This window comes from Aquimarina sp. Aq78, from assembly GCF_900299525.1.
Classification (GTDB): Bacteria; Bacteroidota; Bacteroidia; order Flavobacteriales; family Flavobacteriaceae; genus Aquimarina.
Window position 1 is genome coordinate 1 of the sequence record NZ_OMKA01000032.1, and the last position, 16,469, is coordinate 16,469.

General features: G+C 32.6%; 15 protein-coding genes and 1 pseudogene. 6 read left to right on the forward strand and 10 right to left on the reverse strand.

The features are described from left to right. Positions 1 to 483: 483 nt before the first annotated feature. The 4 genes and pseudogenes from DG435_RS24690 to DG435_RS24700 form a co-directional block, all read left to right on the forward strand. Positions 484 to 783, forward strand: a pseudogene (locus DG435_RS24690) (transposase); the annotation flags it as partial. A gap of 6 nt (positions 784 to 789) precedes the next feature. Continuing rightward, the gene (locus tag DG435_RS25775) at positions 790 to 933 is read left to right on the forward strand and encodes a hypothetical protein (protein ID WP_159025597.1); all 144 of its coding nucleotides are present in this window, start codon (positions 790 to 792) and stop codon (positions 931 to 933) included. Positions 934 to 1,038: 105 nt separating this feature from the next. Beyond that, entirely contained in the window at positions 1,039 to 1,398 is a 360-nt protein-coding gene (locus tag DG435_RS24695; RefSeq protein WP_106792831.1) for a hypothetical protein, read from the forward strand. A gap of 282 nt (positions 1,399 to 1,680) precedes the next feature. Further along, a complete protein-coding gene (locus DG435_RS24700; protein ID WP_159025596.1) occupies positions 1,681 to 2,307 on the forward strand; it encodes a hypothetical protein in 627 nt (208 codons plus the stop codon). A gap of 236 nt (positions 2,308 to 2,543) precedes the next feature. Here the strand turns inward: DG435_RS24700 and DG435_RS24705 are convergent, their stop codons facing one another. The 9 genes from DG435_RS24705 to mnmE all read right to left on the reverse strand — a co-directional run bounded on the left by DG435_RS24705 (position 2,544) and on the right by mnmE (position 10,601). Continuing rightward, entirely contained in the window at positions 2,544 to 3,140 is a 597-nt protein-coding gene (locus DG435_RS24705) for a YceI family protein (protein ID WP_106792829.1), read from the reverse strand. Positions 3,141 to 3,164: 24 nt separating this feature from the next. Beyond that, on the reverse strand, positions 3,165 to 3,533 hold the full coding sequence (locus tag DG435_RS24710; RefSeq protein ID WP_106792828.1) for a SnoaL-like domain-containing protein: 369 nt from the start codon (positions 3,531 to 3,533) through the stop codon (positions 3,165 to 3,167). 66 nt (positions 3,534 to 3,599) lie between these two features. Next, the gene (locus DG435_RS24715; RefSeq protein WP_106792827.1) at positions 3,600 to 4,199 is read right to left on the reverse strand and encodes a Crp/Fnr family transcriptional regulator; all 600 of its coding nucleotides are present in this window, start codon (positions 4,197 to 4,199) and stop codon (positions 3,600 to 3,602) included. A 192-nt stretch (positions 4,200 to 4,391) separates the two neighbouring features. Beyond that, positions 4,392 to 5,210: a hypothetical protein gene (locus DG435_RS24720; RefSeq protein ID WP_106792826.1), complete on the reverse strand. Its 819-nt coding sequence runs from the start codon at positions 5,208 to 5,210 to the stop codon at positions 4,392 to 4,394. A gap of 29 nt (positions 5,211 to 5,239) precedes the next feature. Next, positions 5,240 to 5,806 carry a GNAT family N-acetyltransferase gene (locus tag DG435_RS24725; protein WP_106792825.1) on the reverse strand — a complete coding sequence of 189 codons (567 nt, stop codon included), beginning with the start codon at positions 5,804 to 5,806 and terminating at the stop codon, positions 5,240 to 5,242. Beyond that, positions 5,799 to 5,951, reverse strand: coding sequence for a hypothetical protein (locus DG435_RS25780; protein WP_159025595.1), 153 nt, complete (start codon positions 5,949 to 5,951; stop codon positions 5,799 to 5,801). Before DG435_RS25780 ends, DG435_RS24725 begins: the two co-directional genes overlap by 8 nt. A gap of 462 nt (positions 5,952 to 6,413) precedes the next feature. After that, positions 6,414 to 7,565 carry a histidinol-phosphate transaminase gene (locus DG435_RS24730; RefSeq protein WP_106792824.1) on the reverse strand — a complete coding sequence of 384 codons (1,152 nt, stop codon included), beginning with the start codon at positions 7,563 to 7,565 and terminating at the stop codon, positions 6,414 to 6,416. Positions 7,566 to 7,644: 79 nt separating this feature from the next. Then, complete coding sequence (locus DG435_RS24735; RefSeq protein ID WP_106792823.1) at positions 7,645 to 8,670, reverse strand: AraC family transcriptional regulator; 1,026 nt, start codon at positions 8,668 to 8,670, stop codon at positions 7,645 to 7,647. Positions 8,671 to 9,209: 539 nt separating this feature from the next. Beyond that, the gene (mnmE, locus tag DG435_RS24740; RefSeq protein WP_106792822.1) at positions 9,210 to 10,601 is read right to left on the reverse strand and encodes a tRNA uridine-5-carboxymethylaminomethyl(34) synthesis GTPase MnmE; all 1,392 of its coding nucleotides are present in this window, start codon (positions 10,599 to 10,601) and stop codon (positions 9,210 to 9,212) included. 451 nt (positions 10,602 to 11,052) lie between these two features. Here mnmE and DG435_RS24745 point away from each other — a divergent pair, with 451 nt between their 5' ends. Together DG435_RS24745 and DG435_RS24750 are read left to right on the forward strand one after the other, a co-directional pair. After that, the gene (locus DG435_RS24745; protein ID WP_159025594.1) at positions 11,053 to 12,684 is read left to right on the forward strand and encodes a T9SS type A sorting domain-containing protein; all 1,632 of its coding nucleotides are present in this window, start codon (positions 11,053 to 11,055) and stop codon (positions 12,682 to 12,684) included. 584 nt (positions 12,685 to 13,268) lie between these two features. Continuing rightward, a complete protein-coding gene (locus DG435_RS24750) occupies positions 13,269 to 15,542 on the forward strand; it encodes a trypsin-like peptidase domain-containing protein (RefSeq protein WP_159025593.1) in 2,274 nt (757 codons plus the stop codon). Positions 15,543 to 15,774: 232 nt separating this feature from the next. Here DG435_RS24750 and DG435_RS24755 read toward each other — a convergent pair whose 3' ends face one another. Further along, positions 15,775 to 16,449, reverse strand: a complete 675-nt coding sequence (locus tag DG435_RS24755; protein WP_106792819.1) for a leucine-rich repeat domain-containing protein — start codon at positions 16,447 to 16,449, stop codon at positions 15,775 to 15,777. Positions 16,450 to 16,469: the final 20 nt, after the last annotated feature.

Below are 16,469 nucleotides of genomic sequence, written 5' to 3' on the forward strand. Positions count from 1 at the left end.
TGCTTAAATTCTTCACTATACCTATTCTGCCATTTTGTTGAATAAGTTTTTGAATATCTATCCATTATATTACACTTTTGTGTAAACCTATTTCAGGACAAGACAAGGACGAAAATTGTGCTCCAAATGAATCCTTATCTCTTTATCTAGTACATGTAGTTGAACAAAAAAAGATGACATTGGAAGAGTTTTGTGAATGGGAAGGAGTGGTTCAAATCCCCTGATGGCGAAAGTATGCCGTGATTGCTAGTGCCAGTTTGCAACTGGTACCGTCACTGCTTGGTTTAGCGTAAGAGTAAGAAACAAATCATATATAGATAAGAGCTACTGTAACAGGTAGCTTTTATTGTTTGTATATGTTGGCTACATTTTTGGTGTTAAAAATGCATGCTAATTATATATGGTAGTAAATAGGATGTCCACCTGCTAGCGCTCGTCTGTGACGGGGCACAAGTTGCAAACTTGCGCCAGCGTGGGGAATCTATAGTAGAAAACCCTCAAGAAAGTAGAAAAGAATGGTTATTATGGATGTTTGAAAAGGCAGGGAAAGAAAAAGGTAATGTGAGTACATATCAATTCTGGCAGCATCATAATAAACCTATAGAATTATGGTCGGATAAAGTTATTCAACAAAAAATAGATTATATTCATGCTAATCCAATCGAGTCAGGTTTTGTGACCGACCCTATCGATTGGAAATATAGTAGCGCAAGAAACTATCAGGAGAATCATACAGTTTTAAAAATTGATAGTGATGGAGTTTTATTAGGACTGCCTAAATAGTTGTAATTGTATGAGGCACAAGTTGCAAACTTGTGCCAGCAGGGGACCGACCCTATCGATTGGAAATATAGTAGTGCAAGAAACTATCAGGAGAATCATACAGTTTTAAAAATTGATAGTGATGGAGTTTTATTAGGACTGCCTAAATAGTTGTAGTTGTATGAGGCACAAGTTGCAAACTTGCGCCAGCAGGGGATTGAACATATTTGGAATGAAGCTTCAAAAGAATTTGTGCCAAAATAAATTTTTATAAAAATGGAAGTAATTATAAGTGATATTGCAAAAGCTAATGAAATCTTAGCTGAATATAAAGGGGCAAAAGTAGAATTGTGGTCTTTTGATAGATTTCATGAAAAAATACAACTGTTAATAAATTTCTCTGATAATGAAAGTGTAATTTTTTTAACCCTTATTAGTTCTACGTATTTTAGTGGAAGTTTATATTGGTTAGACTCCGAGCTAAGAATAACTGAGCATGAGGGTTCAGATGGTTGGGATATAGCAAGAATTACTGATTTAAGAACAGGCTATTATATTGAATTTTCTAGGGAATTTGTCTTGAAAAAAGGTTCAGAAGACGACTTTCTTAAGGAATTTGGACCAGATCTCAGCTAGCACTCGTCTGTGAAGGGTGCCGGTAAAGTTTAGGATGGTAGAGAAGATAAAATATAAGATAAAAGCTACTTTTTATAGTAGCTTTTGTTGTTTTAAGAAAAGTAATGATGATGAGTCTTTAACATCATCGAGGGGCTCAAATTATTCTGTGGCATGATATATGTAATGTTAAAAATAGCGACGCTATTATGCTAACTTTTTAAAATAATCCCAAATCAGTGCTGTTAGAGTTTTGAAAACAGCGTATGAAATTATAAATTTGAACACCTAAAATAAATTGCTATGATCTACCGAATAAACCTTCAGAACGTAAAGAAAATATTACTCATGCTAGTGGTTTCTTGTTTTTTTATGCAAGTAAATGCACAAAATGAGCTTGTTTCTATTCAATCTATTAGTGATCAGGAGTTTGAGGTAAGGAGTCTTAATGGTATTCCTTTTACAGTAGTTCTGGAAGAAAGTAATAATGATGGGCAATTTCATTTAGGGATCAATAATAGCCTTACTTTTAAGGTTGGAGATATGATTGCCAAAAGAAGTACTGTTAGGATTGTATTTGAAGATGAATTATATCACTCTTTAGAGAATAAATTGATTAAACAATATCAAACAGATTTGCAATGGATCGAAAACTTACTTGGTGTTAAAGAAGGGGAGTTTAAAAAATTGCCTTCTCGTCCTGTTTTTACAGATAATGGTTTAGAGAAACTAAAAGGGACAGTATTTGAGTATGTTAATACCGATCAAAAAGAAGAAGACTTCTATAAGTGGATAGAAAAAATAAACTATTCTGTTGGTGCAGTGAAATATTTTAGAGATTTATTTGCCGCATCTAATGGTGAAAATAATGAGCAAAGACATCATTTTTTACCAATCAATGTGTATGATGCACTTCAAAGAAACAGATAGAGTTAATCTACTTATCTGAAAAGGAATGGAGCTTTATTTCATATAAAAGACCGAACATAGTTCAGTCTTTTATAAATATATGCTATTCGGGTTAAACTCCATTTTGATAGCAACAACAATTCGATTAAATACTTACAATGAGCATTAGACTCTAAATCCGCAGATTTATTGCTATTGCATTCATGATTATTGTTTTTTAATGATTGTACCGAGTTTAGAGAAAGATAGTAATGTATCTAGTTTGCATTCATATCTTTCTTTACGAGTTCTAGTTTTACGGTTATCTCAATGTCTTCACCTACAACCAGACCACCATGTTCTGTCTTTGCGTTCCAGGCAACTCCAAAATCGGTTCTATTTATAATTCCGGTAATCTTAAATCCGGCTTTGGTATTTCCATTACCATCGTTAGCTATAATGCCACCATGAGAAACATCTAGTGTTACTTTTTTTGTGATACCTCGCATGGTTAAATTTCCTTTTAGCTGATATCTCTTTTTACTTTTCTTTTTAAAGAACGTACTGGTAAAAGTGATCTTAGGATTCTTTTCGACATAAAAAAAATCTTCTGATTTTAAATGACCATCTCTTTTAGCATTATCGGTATCGATAGAGTTGGCATCGATCTCGAAAGTAATTTCTGCGTTCGAGAAATCATTCTTGTTGCTTATAAAACTTCCGTCAAAAGAGTTAAAGCTTCCGTCGACCTCAGAGATGACTAAATGTGAAACCGAAAAACTGACTTTTGAATGATATGGATCTACTTTCCAGGTAGTTTGTGCAAATGAGTATGTTGTTGCTATAAATGCGATTAATACTGCTAATTTCTTCATTTTATAATATTTTAATATTCTGATTTAGTTTGTGTAATAGAATTTTTCGTTGATGATTTGACCGTTTTCCCAGCGTTGTATCGCTAATTGAAGATAATTTCTGGTTCCCCATTCTTTATGATCAAAATCAAAAGCCCATTGTACAACAGAGATAGTATCATTGATCAATACATTTGTTACTTCGGCATTTCTAAATTGAGTGATATTGCTTACAAAGGCTTTTTCTAATTCTCTATTGGCATCTTTACCAAATGTAGGAGGATTTTCATTTTCTTGCATGATTACATCATCTGCATAAAATTTTTCAAATGCTTCTAAGATTAGACCTTTTTTGATCATGGCATTAAGGGCCATTACCTGTTCTTTTACATTTGTTTTTGTTACTTCTGTCATGAGTATCTTTTTTATTAATAATACTGCAAAGATGTAACGAGATTAAAAGCTACGCATTCACTTAGGTTAACTAATATTGGAGGTGCTGTTTTTATTGAAGATTTGTTTACGAATACGACTTAAAGATTGAGGTTTTATACCTAAATAAGAAGCAATTAATAACTGAGGTACTTTTTGAATAATTTCGGGATGCTCTGTTACAAGTTCTAAATAACGCTGCGGTGCAGACTTGCTTGTAAGCCCAGAAATACGTTGCAAAGTGCTTATGTAAGCTTTTTGGATAAGGAGTCTTTGAAAACGTTCAAAAGCAGGAATAGTATCACAGGTCTTTTCAAAGTTATCTTTGTTTATGATAATGAGTTTGGTTTCTACAATCGCTTCAATGTTTAATTTTGAAGGCTCTCCAGAAAGGAAGCTGTACAAATCAGCTATCCAATAATTCTCTAAGGCAATTTGTACTACATTTTTTTCACCTTTTTCATCAATTGAATACGAGTACAATCCGCCTGAAACTATAAAAGTAATATAATTAGCCACTTCGCCTTCATTTAAGAAATGCTCATTTTTGTTTACCACAATAGATTTCGTTTGAGCTAAAAACTCTTCAAATTCAGTTTCGGTAATCGTAGTTTTTTCTAAAATGTTTTTATAAAGAAGTTGACTCATATACTCTTTTTTGTATAATGTGCGTTTCAATAATGATTAGCCAGTTTAAATGTACTTATCTTTTGAGTTGGTAACGTTTAAAATCTTATTATTTTTTTCTCTCTTACTATTGATCTTCCTATAGAAAAATCTTTGCAAGTCTATTTTCAGTTTTTATATAATTCAAGCATTTGCCATTTCTTTGAGCTTCTTTTATTTCTCGTAAAACTCTTTTATAGTAATGTTTTTCCCTTTTGTCAATCTTTTTAACTCCTTTAAAAGATAATATCGATGCATAAACCCAGTCAAAACAACAATTCTTTTTCCTTTGTTCTGCTCTGAAATTTTCATGATATTTTTTGCCATGGTTTGATTTCTAACATCCCAAAAATCTGCCCATAGTTGGTAGCCATCTCTATAACTTATTTTTTCTCCATTGGGTTTGGTTAAAAAACGATTTTCAAATTCATCACGAACATTTGTAATTTTTGGGATCATTTGATATTGATAAAATTGACGTTGCTCACAGATGCTATCTGTTTGAGGGTTGTTAAAGTTTTCTGGAGATTTCGAAGCACGCACTTTTAATGGTTCTAAAAGAGCAGTATAGGTATTAAAAATTTTTGATTGAGATGCGGTTAATAATTTTGCATTATTTAGACTGTCTAAAAGCTTTAGTGTTAATCCATCTGTAGGGCGCATTCCTTTGTCAATTCTATATTGATTTCTACCTTCAAACTCATAAGGTCTTAAATGCGTTTCTGGATATTTCTCTATATACATTTTAGAAGCCATCCCTTCATTTTCATTATACGGTTTATTAAATTTAAAATCAGGAGTAAAAAATGAAGAATCTATTTCGTGTAAGATAAAATCTGGCTTAATTTTTTCTAAAATATTAAAAAGTATTTCGGGATTATAATTAGGCGCAGGTTTGTGTAAGTTACCAATTACAGTTATTTCGGTTACCTTTTCTGTTTTACAAGAAAAAATTGTTACTATTATTAAAAGAAGAGTTATTATTTTTTTCATTTTATTCTTAATGTTAATTCCAATAATGTTTATGAGTGTTTAAAATCTACTTCTAGTAATGAAAAAATCTCACTGTCTAAATATTTTCCATCGAAATAGTAATTTTCTTTAAAATACCCTTCTTTTCTAAATCCTAATCTGTGTAATAGCTTCTTAGAGCTTTCGTTTTCAGGATTTACATTGGCTTCAATACTATGTAGGTTTAAGTTGTTGAACCCAAATTTAATTAGCTCAATTATTGTTTCTTTCATAAAGCCTTTACCCCAAAATTGTGGTTTTAAAGTATATCCTATTTCAGCTCTATGATTTTCTCTAAGTATTCTCCAATATGAAAAATCACCAATAAATGTGTTTGTTGATTTTTCTATAATAGCCCAAAATAGCCCGTTTCCTTTTTTATAGGTTTCTATGTTTTTTGAAATAAAATTTTTAGAATCTTGTAATGTTGTATGAGGATTTGAATCCATATACTTCATCACATCTTTATCTGTTCGAATACTCTGAATATCTGAAGCATCACTTATAATAAATTTTCTAAATATGAGTCTTTCACTTTCTAATTGAGGAAAGTCTTGAAAATAAATATCATTAATCATTTTTATTATTTCTGTAATTGGATTTGTTATTAAAGTATAATTCTCGTCTTGTACCTCCTTCATTAAACAATTTGCGCATTCGCTTTTTTTGTCCTTTGGTAAATATAAACATAGCATTATCATTTACATAATCCATGAAATTCATGAACATATTATTACTACCAAAAGAAAATTGAGGATGAATAAGATGTTAAGGCTCAAAGGTTTTTTTATGGTTTCGATGAAAGCAAAACTCATAATTCCATAATGAATAAAAATTCATCTAGATCACTTTTTCATGCTATTTACTTCTTTAGAAGGTATTCTTTAAAAAGAAGTCAGTTTTAAAAAACCTTTTTGCTTAGATCATGTTTATACAGTTTTTGAATTATAAGCACAAAGATGTAAGTGAATTATATGTAATGCATTCACCTAGGTTAATTAATACAGTATTGCGGTAATAGTTAAGAAAACTTCATTTGACAAAGGTTTGTTGTTGGGTGAAGTGTAGAACCACGAGAAAAGTAGCTTTGTGAAAACAAAAAATACCTTGAGATATTTTAGAATTATTGAGAACAAGTATATTGGATACTATCTAAAAAAGTAAAATCAGAAAGGAAAGAAATGGTTATGACCATTTCTTTCCTTTCATTTTATCAAGTAAGAAACTTATGTCATCCTCGGACCCCATAGTTACTCGTGCCCAATTCGATTTCGTTGGCCAACCACCGGCAAGCAAAATTTTATTTTTCAACATAAGTTCTTTGTAAGCTTTAAAGTTTTTAACATCAAAATATACGAAGTTAGCTTCACTGCTAATGTAATTCAACCCAAGTTTTTCAAGTTCATTGTAAAATGCATTTCGTATTTTGATATTGTTATTCTTTGATGTTTCCAGGAATACATCATCTTTTAATGAAGTAATTGCGGATGCAACGCTAAGTGAATTAGGCATGTTACCAGGAAATCCTAAAGTGAATTTTTTCTCCATTTCTGTTATAAGTGATTCTGGACCTAACATAAAACCAATTCGTAAACCCGCTAAACCATATATCTTAGAGAAAGTACGAGTAACAAGAACATTTTTTCCTTCTGCAATAAGAGGTACCATTGATTTATTTCGCCAGGAGTTCATAAAATGAATGTAAGCCTCATCAACAAGTACGGTAGTCTTATCAGATACAAGCCTGCAAAACGATTTTAATCTTTCGGTTTCTATGACACTTCCTGTTGGGTTATTAGGATTGCAGAGCGTTAAAAGACTTGTTTTAGAACTAATTCTGGATTCCATTTCTGTCAAATTCATTTTAAAATCTGAATCTACTTCAACTGGTGTGACTTTTGCTCCAATCTTTCTGGCAAAAAGTCCAACTACGTCAAATGTTGGACTGGGAACAATTATTTGTTCCCCTTTACTTCCAAAATGAGTTGCTGCCCATATTAAAGGTTCAAAAGATCCATGCCCCAGTAGTACATTCTCGGGCTTCAACCCCTCTTGCTTTGCTATCAATTGTTTTAAGGCCTTCGCATCATATTCATAAAAAGTTGAGTATCGATTGCTACGAAATATAACTTGCTTGATTATATTTTCTACATTTTTGCTCGGACCAAGATGATTTTCATTGTAAAGTAACCTTCTTACAGCACTTTTGTTATTATTGTCTTTTTTTCTATAATAGTCTCCGTTATTTTCAGAAAAAACATCCAAGGGAAATAGACTTAAACCTGCAGATGTTGCCAAAGAGTTTTTTAACCATTGTCTTCTATTTATTGTATCCATAATTTTAAAGTTTTTTCTAAATCAACTAAAAATTAGGCATACTGTCTATCGAATTCATGAATCCAATAGAGATTTAATATTAGGAAACTATTCGGGTAATATTTTTTAATCGATATTCAGATGGTGTAGATTTTGTAAATGACTTGAATGCTACGTTAAAAGAAGAAAGGCTGTTGAAACCTGAATCTAAAGCAATAGCTAGAATTTTTGTGTTTGGATGACTGGTACTTAGGAACTCTTTTGCCTTTTTTATTCTATATTCATTGATGAAACTTGCAAAATTCTTGTTGGCGTGTTTATTTATTATCATAGAAATATCTCTAGGAGATAAATTAAGTCTGGAAGATAAAGATGCTAATTTTAAATTAGGATCTAAATAAAGATTATCTTCCTCTATTAACTTTCTTATCCGGTTTAGGTGGACTTCACCATCTTCTATAGTAATATTCGAATTAAGATATTTTTCTTTATAGTTTTTGTCAAATATTCCTTTTCTATCGAAAGCTAAAAAAAGAATGATAAACATTAGAATTGAGAATGCAACTACACCAGCAGAATAGACAGGAATTAACTTAATAAATATTAAAGCATAAACTACCCACACCAGACAAAGAGCCAAAACCAATAGAATATACCATTCCCTCACTTTTTTATTAACTGTAATTTGTCGTTTCTGAGAGATAAACAGACTTGCAATTACATAAGAAAATGAATGCACTAAGATGAAACTATAACTCAATTTCCAAAAATTACTATTAATTTCATTAGGGATATCATCACAAAAAATAACATAAATAAAACTAGGAATAAAATGAAATATTACTGACTTCAATTGAATTCTTGTTTTAATGAAGAGTGAACATCCATAGATATATAATAAAGGACCGACTGCTAAATTCGCTGCTAGGCCTAGATTCTTAATGAAAACAGGAAGCTCTATATAATTATAAAAAACGGATTTGGTAATCCTTAACGTTAGCACGATAAGTAATATTCCTAATATTGTGTTCTGGACTTTTTTAATTCTAAGTAAATAAATTCCAAAGAACAAACTTATTCCAAGTCCAATACCACTTATAATTGCTATTAATAATTTGATTATCATATTTTTCAAAAGCTATCCTTAAAGATAAACTTATCAGGCCACAAAAATTGAATTTTACTGTTGTTTTTTGCCTTTTGTTAAGACTAGTATATTAATTCCATTTCTACTTTATTTTATTAAGATACTTTTAATAAAAAGCAGTGGCAGCACACCTTTTTACTTTAAAAACACTCAAAACCCACTTATAGAAGTGGGATAGGGTACTTATATAAGTACCCTATCCTATGGTTTATGTCTATAGGGGGTACTTAGTGTAGTGGGTATGCTATAGTGAATACGCGGCTTGGGGTACTTCAAAGATAGGCTGGGGGTACTTCGATTAGAGGTGATCCCTGTGTTGAACAGAAGTGTGGCCTGTGTTAAACATAGGACATACCTGTCTTTGCACTAGGGAGGGGGTACTTACGAAGTACCCTTTCGATGATTATGGTGTGCTAATTTTTTAACAAATAAGAGGTGTCTATAGTTAGAAAGAGCATGATTAAAAAAACACATTTATAATATCTTTGACTGCGTAGCTCAAAGCAGTGTATCTTCGATTATTTCCCGATACAGAAATTAGCAAAGATATTACCCAGCAGATCATCACTGGTAATTTCTCCTGTAATTTCACCAAAATGATATAACGCCTGACGAATATCGATCGCCATTAGATCTCCAGAAAGCCCAGTGTCTAATCCGTATTGTACTTTCTGTATTTCTTCTAAAGCTTTTAATAAAGCATCATAGTGACGAGAGTTGGTAACAATAGTCTCATTATTACGTAAAGCACCAGTGTTTACAAACTCAAGAAGTTTAGCTTGCAAGGCTTCAACACCAGTATTTTGTTTTGCTGAAAGCAGGTGGATATTTTCAATTTCAGATGTCAGAGTTGAAATTTGATTATCATCAAGTTTGTCTACTTTATTAGCCACAATAATTAGTGGTTTTTGTGGGTACTTATTTTTTATCTTTCCTATTTCTGTTTTCAGTTCTAAAATACGATCAATAGTTAGTAGAGAACTATCAACTAAATAGATAACTACCTGTGCTTGTTCAATTTTTTCAAATGTCTTTTGAATACCGATACTTTCTACTACATCTTTGGTTTCTCGTATCCCGGCAGTGTCTATAAACCTAAAACCTATTCCGCCAATATTAATTTCATCTTCTATAGTATCACGAGTCGTTCCTGCAATATCAGACACGATAGCTCTTTCTTCATTTAGTAATGCATTAAGCAAAGTAGATTTTCCAACATTTGGCTCTCCAACAATAGCTACCGGAATCCCATTTTTGATAACATTACCAACAGCAAAAGAATCGATAAGACGTTTTAAAACGTTTATAATTCTGGCGATTAGATCCTTAAACTGAGTGCGATCTGCAAATTCTACATCTTCTTCGGCAAAATCTAACTCTAGTTCTATTAAGGAAGCAAAATTAAGGAGTTCATCTCTTAATTTTTGAATCTCATTAGAAAAACCACCTCGCATTTGTTGCATTGCGATTTGATGAGAAGCTTCAGAATCAGACGCGATAAGATCGGCCACAGCTTCGGCTTGAGAAAGATCTAGTTTTCCATTAATAAATGCACGTAGTGTAAACTCTCCGGCATTAGCCATTCTACATCCTTCCCGTAGTAATAATTGAATAATTTCCTGTTGGATATATACAGAACCGTGACAAGAAATCTCTATTGTGGGTTCTCCGGTATATGAATTAGAGTCCTTAAAAATAGAAACCAAAACTTCATCAAGCGTTCTATTCTGATCAACAATATGCCCCAAATGGATAGTATGACTTTTTTGAGCACTTAATTCTTTTCCGCTAATAGATTGAAATAGAGGAGAACAGATAGTGATAGCCTCTTTTCCAGAGACACGAATGACAGCTATAGCCCCCGCTCCTGATGGGGTTGCTAATGCTACTATGGTATCCTGTGCGATCATATGTTTTATCTATAAAATGCAAAAATAGGCATTAATAAATATTTTTTAAATTTTGGTTGCCAAACTTTTTTGAAGAGTTGTTTTTCTTTTCTAACTTGCAGTAGGAAGAAGAAAATACTTCAGTATTAACCAACTTACTCCCTTCGGAAAAAAAAAGAATAAGAGAAAATCGCTGGTTTTTGATTGATTAAAAATTAGATGACCAGTTAGTGGAATACAATTTTGTAGCAACTAATGATGCTACAAGAGTTTTTGTACTAACTAAATTTAATATCTAACCTAATAATTTTTAATCTTAATTCCTATGAATTCAAACAACACAAACTCAGTTCACATTAATTATCGGCACTCGATACATCGAGCATGTATGCTGTTATGCATCATTTTTATGCTGATACCATTTATTAATTTTGCTCAAGATGAACTGCCACGACATTATACAAAGTATAATATGGAAATAAAACCTGATGGCAATCAAAGTAAAAGCAACTCACAGGTTATTACACAAACCATATCAGAAAAAGGAGCTTCCTGGTTGCGTTTGTTTCTTAAAGATGTAAACCTTGGAAACAAGAGTACATTAACCATTACATCGACATTAGACGGGGCTACACAAATATTAACATCCAAGACCATCAAGGACTGGAAAAATACCACAGCCTATTTTAATGGTGATAAAATAACTTTAGAGTTAACTGTAGCACCTGGAGAAAGTGCTATTGGACTGACTATTGCAGAGTTGGGAGTTGGTGAAAATGATCCAGGGTCAAAATCTCAATGTGGTTCAACAGATGATAGAGTAGACTCAACCGATAATGCAATCGGACGAATAGTTCCTATTGGTTGTACAGGTTGGATTATTACCAATGGTAAATTAGTTACTGCAGGGCACTGTGTAGGAAGCAGAGCGCAACTTATAGAATTTAATGTACCTAAATCTAATCCAGACCGTACGATTGTACATCCTGGGCCAGAAGATCAGTATCCAATAGGTAATTTTGTTACCAATTATGTTAGAGGAAGACCCGAAACAGACTGGGCTGTGTTTACCGCTAGTGCAAATTCGCAAACAGGACAAACACCTATCCAGGCACAAGGAAAATCATTTAATGTAGTACAAAGTGCTCCTGGAAATAATATAACAATAACAGGGTTTGGTACAGATACAGGTGTTGATAACCAAACACAGCAAACGCATACTGGGCCATTATCATCTGTTAATAATACATTTGTGAGATATAGAACAGATACGACTGGAGGAAACTCAGGAAGTCCTATTATTGACACCGCAACAGGAAATGCAGTAGGAGTTCATGCTTATGGAGGATGTTTTGGATCTGGAGGTTCTAATTATGGAGAAAGAGCTACAATACCTGATTTTTGGGATGCAATGGGGCTAGGAGGAACTTCACAAACTGGTCCATTTTATATTCAGAGTCCTGATGTTGGTAGAAGATTGCAAGCCACTGCAACTGTTCTAAGACACAGACCTACTACAAATGCCGGTAATTGGGTGCAATGGTATAAAATCGATGCAGGTAATAATAGATATTACTTAAAAAATAAAAAAAATAATAAGTACATTCAGAGAACTTCTAGTAACGCACTAAATATGGTTACTAACCAAAGTAATGCTACTAAATTCTTTACAACCAATGTAAGCAATGGTTTTGGTAACATAAGAGTAGATGGCTCTAACCAAAATATTAGAAGAAACAATAGAAACGGACAGAATAATGACATAAGCTGTTCTACAGTAACTACAGTAGGTAGCTTTACTAAATGGAAATTTATAAATGTTAGTTCTTCATTAATAGCTGAATCTGGGCAATCAGAAGCCGTTGAAAATATTAATACTTTTAGTATGTATCCTAATCCAGCGAATGATATTGTTACCCTAAAAGGAATTTCTGACGGATCTAGTATAAGTATTTATTCACTTACTGGTCAAAAAATTAAAGAAGTTGTTTCTACTGGTACAAATCAAGATGTCAATGTTAGCAAATTAAGCAGAGGTATCTATATGGTTAGAATAGTAGCTTCTAATGAAATAGTTAAATTACAAAAATTAGTCATTAAGTAAACAGAAAAATTAATAATAGACTAATCAATAAAACAAACAATAGATATTAAATTTAGTTTTTAAAGTAAAGCATCTCAGAATCTTTTCTGGGATGCTTTTATAATAGTATCTTTTTGATATTGTTAAGTAGAGTAAACTCTTCAGCATTAGTCATTCTATATTCTTTCCATAGTATTTTAAATTTTGGTCGCATACTTTTTTGAAGAGTTGTTTTTCTTTTCTATCTTGTAGCAGGAAGAAGAAAAAATACTTACAGTATTAACCAACTTATTCCCTTCGGAAAAAAAAGAATAAGAGAAAACCGCTGGTTTTTGATTGATTAAAAATTGGATGACCAGTTAGTGGAATACAATTTTGTAGCAACAAATGATGTTACAAGAGTTTTTGTACTAACTAAATTTAATGTCTAATCTAATAATTTTTTTAATCTTATTCTTATGAACTCAAACAACACAAACTCAATTCACATTAATTATCGGTATTCGGTACACCGAATATGTATGCTATTATGCATCATTTTTATGCTGATACCATTTATTAATTTTGCTCAAGATGAGCTGCCACGACATTATACAAAGTATAATATGGAAATAAAACCTGATGGCAGTCAAAGTAAAAGCAGTTCACAAATTATTACGGAAACTATATCAGAAAAAGGAGCTACATGGTTACGTTTGTTTCTTAAAGATGTAAACCTGGGAAACAAAAGCACGTTAACCATTACATCAGCATTAGATGGGGCTACACAAACATTAACATCTAAGACCATCAAGGACTGGAAAAATACTACAGCTTATTTTAATGGTGATAAAATAACTCTAAAGTTAACTGTAGCACCAGGAGAAGATGCTATAGGTTTTACTGTTAATGAAGTCGGGGTTGGTGAAAATGATCCAGGATCAAAATCTCAATGTGGTCCAACTGATGATAGGGTAGATTCTGCTGATAATGCAATCGGACGAATAGTTCCTATTGGTTGTACAGGTTGGATTATCACTAATGGTAGACTGGTTACTGCGGGGCATTGTGTAGGGAGCAGAGCACAACTTATAGAATTTAATGTGCCTAAATCTAATCCAGACCGTACGATTGTACATCCTGGGCCAGAAGATCAGTATCCAATAGGTAATTTTGTGACACCGTACACAAATAATCCAAGTCAGGCTAATGATTGGGCAGTATTTACAGCTAGTGCAAATTCACAAACAGGCCAAACACCTATACAGGCGCAGGGTAAATCATTTAATGTAGTACAAAGTGCTCCTGGAAATAATATAACAATAACAGGTTTTGGTACAGATACAGGTGTTGATAACCAGACACAGCAAATTCATACAGGACCATTATCTTCTGTTACAAACACGTTTGTAAGATATAGAACAGATACAACCGGAGGAAATTCGGGAAGTCCAATAATAGATGCTGCAACAGGAAATGCAGTTGGGGTTCATGCCTACGGAGGATGTTCTGGATCTGGTGGATCTAACTCAGGAGAAAGAGCTACAATACCTGCTTTTTGGAATGCTATGGGACTTGATGGAAACCCGCCAACCGATGAATGTACAGGAGATATAGCTTCTTTCCCTTATAGTGAAAGTTTTGAGGGTAATATAGGAGCTTGGAAACAAGCCGGCGGAGATGATTTAGATTGGACCGTAAATTCTAATGGCACTCCTTCTAATGGTACTGGACCAAGTGGTGCTGTAGATGGTAATTCATATATCTATGTAGAAGCATCTGGAAACGGAACAGGATTCCCTTCTAAAAGAGCGATCCTAAATTCACCTTGTTTGAATTTTACGAGCCTTACAACTCCTAAACTAAGTTTTCAATACCATATGATAGGTAGCGCAGTGGGAACATTAACTGTGGAAGCCAGAACAAATAATACGGGAAGCTGGTCAAGTGTATTTACCAAAACAGGAGCGCAGGGAACAGATTGGAATGCTGCATATGTAGATCTTTCTACATATGCCGGTAATGCAAGTGTACAGCTAAGATTAAATGTGGTAACAGGAAGCAGTTGGCAAGGAGATATTACTATTGATGCACTAAAAATCACTAACGGTACAGTAACACCCCCAGTATGTACAGCTTTAGATTTTAATGATTTTACAATCACAGCATTCTCTAATCAGGATACTGCAGGCAATTCCTCAATCCAAAGCGGGGGAGCAGCACTTTCTTTACAAAATAATACCTGGAAATATATTGCTATGAATTATACTGTAACTGCTAATACAGTAATAGAGTTTGATTTTAGTAGTACTTCTGAGGGAGAAATTCACGCAGTTGGTTTTGAAGACGATAATACACTAACCTCTACGAGATATTTTAAAGTTCATGGTACTCAAAATTATGGAGTAACTAACTTTGATGATTATTCTAGCGGTACAAAAAAGTATGTCATTCCGGTAGGGAATTTTTATACTGGTAGTATGGATAGACTGGTTTTTATAAATGATAATGATGCTGGTAGTGGAAACAACTCTATTTTTAGTAATGTGAAAATATATGAAGGTTCTTGTGGGCAATCAGCGACTTCTGAAACTTTAATAGCTCAGTTAGAATCAGTTTCGCCAATTCTTGGGGATGAGAATGAAGGTGATCTAGCAGGATTAAGTATAAAACCAAACCCTGCAAAAGATGTCTTTTCATTGTATTTAAGTCAATATGCAAAAGGAAATATATCTGCAACTATTTATACGATTCTGGGGAGTAAAAAAGCTCGGATAAATATGCAACCAGGTATCAATACAATCTCGGCCCGAAACCTATCATTGGGTAGAGGGATTTACTTGATTAAAATCGATAGTAGTACTGGGGAATCTGCTACTAAGAAACTAATCGTGAATTAACACTGTATATAGAAGACATTAAATTTATTAATTAGTAAACACCTCGATTTTATGTCGAGGTGTTTTTTTTAGTTAAAATATACTGTGGTAGATGAATTATTGTAACGAATCGCTATTTTTCACTCATATACATCTAGATTGTGAATGCTATATTTAAGCAAATCATTGTGAAAAAATAGAATTGATTATGGCAGTTATAAAACTTATTGGACTTAAGTTTTTACATGTTTTTTTAATAAATCTTAAACTTTGCCTTTTCCTTTAATTCTTTCAGGTTAGATATTTCTTCATTCCCACGTTTAAGTATCACTGTTTTTAAATTTGGTAATTTTAAAAGAGTCAAAGGGATTTTACCAGAAATTTTGTTAGTATTAAAATCAATTTCTTTTAACTCTTTATTATACTCCAGGTTTTTAGGAACCACTTTAATTTGAGAATTGGATATTCTGAGATATTTCAGGTTTTTAAGTTTAAATATTGAAGTAGGAACATCTTTTAAACTAGTGTATTCTATAGATAACTGATTGATATGTTCTAAGTTCTCTAAACCTTCTATAGATTTTAATTTATTGCCAGAGATAAATAGCTTAGTAAGTTTTTCAGGTGCATTAGCTTTAAAACTAATGGATTCATCCGTATATAGATAGATAAGTATAGATGATAAATCCGACATACCAGAAATGTCCAGTTGGTTGTTTTTTATACCTGATAATGAAAAATCAAGTTTTTTTAACTTTTTAAGCTTATCTATTCCAGGGAATACACCTATCAATTGTGGACTGCGAATACGAAGGGCTTTAAGGTTTGTTAAATTAGATAAGTTAGTGGGCAGTTTACTGAATTTGCCATATAAATTTAAATCAATAAGAGCCGTTAATTCAGATAATCCTTCAGGAATCGAATTCAATTTACTAGAGTATACTTTGA

Coding starts and splice junctions, on each gene's coding strand:
- DG435_RS24705 (WP_106792829.1), bottom strand. CDS start 3,140: ATGAAGAAATTAGCAGTATTAATCGCATTTATAGCAACAACATACTCA.
- DG435_RS24750 (WP_159025593.1), top strand. CDS start 13,269: ATGGAAATAAAACCTGATGGCAGTCAAAGTAAAAGCAGTTCACAAATT.
- DG435_RS24725 (WP_106792825.1), bottom strand. CDS start 5,806: ATGATTAATGATATTTATTTTCAAGACTTTCCTCAATTAGAAAGTGAA.
- DG435_RS25780 (WP_159025595.1), bottom strand. CDS start 5,951: ATGAATTTCATGGATTATGTAAATGATAATGCTATGTTTATATTTACC.
- mnmE (WP_106792822.1), bottom strand. CDS start 10,601: ATGATCGCACAGGATACCATAGTAGCATTAGCAACCCCATCAGGAGCG.
- DG435_RS24710 (WP_106792828.1), bottom strand. CDS start 3,533: ATGACAGAAGTAACAAAAACAAATGTAAAAGAACAGGTAATGGCCCTT.
- DG435_RS24695 (WP_106792831.1), top strand. CDS start 1,039: ATGGAAGTAATTATAAGTGATATTGCAAAAGCTAATGAAATCTTAGCT.
- DG435_RS24745 (WP_159025594.1), top strand. CDS start 11,053: ATGGAAATAAAACCTGATGGCAATCAAAGTAAAAGCAACTCACAGGTT.
- DG435_RS24735 (WP_106792823.1), bottom strand. CDS start 8,670: ATGATAATCAAATTATTAATAGCAATTATAAGTGGTATTGGACTTGGA.
- DG435_RS24720 (WP_106792826.1), bottom strand. CDS start 5,210: ATGAAAAAAATAATAACTCTTCTTTTAATAATAGTAACAATTTTTTCT.
- DG435_RS24730 (WP_106792824.1), bottom strand. CDS start 7,565: ATGGATACAATAAATAGAAGACAATGGTTAAAAAACTCTTTGGCAACA.
- DG435_RS24715 (WP_106792827.1), bottom strand. CDS start 4,199: ATGAGTCAACTTCTTTATAAAAACATTTTAGAAAAAACTACGATTACC.
- DG435_RS24700 (WP_159025596.1), top strand. CDS start 1,681: ATGATCTACCGAATAAACCTTCAGAACGTAAAGAAAATATTACTCATG.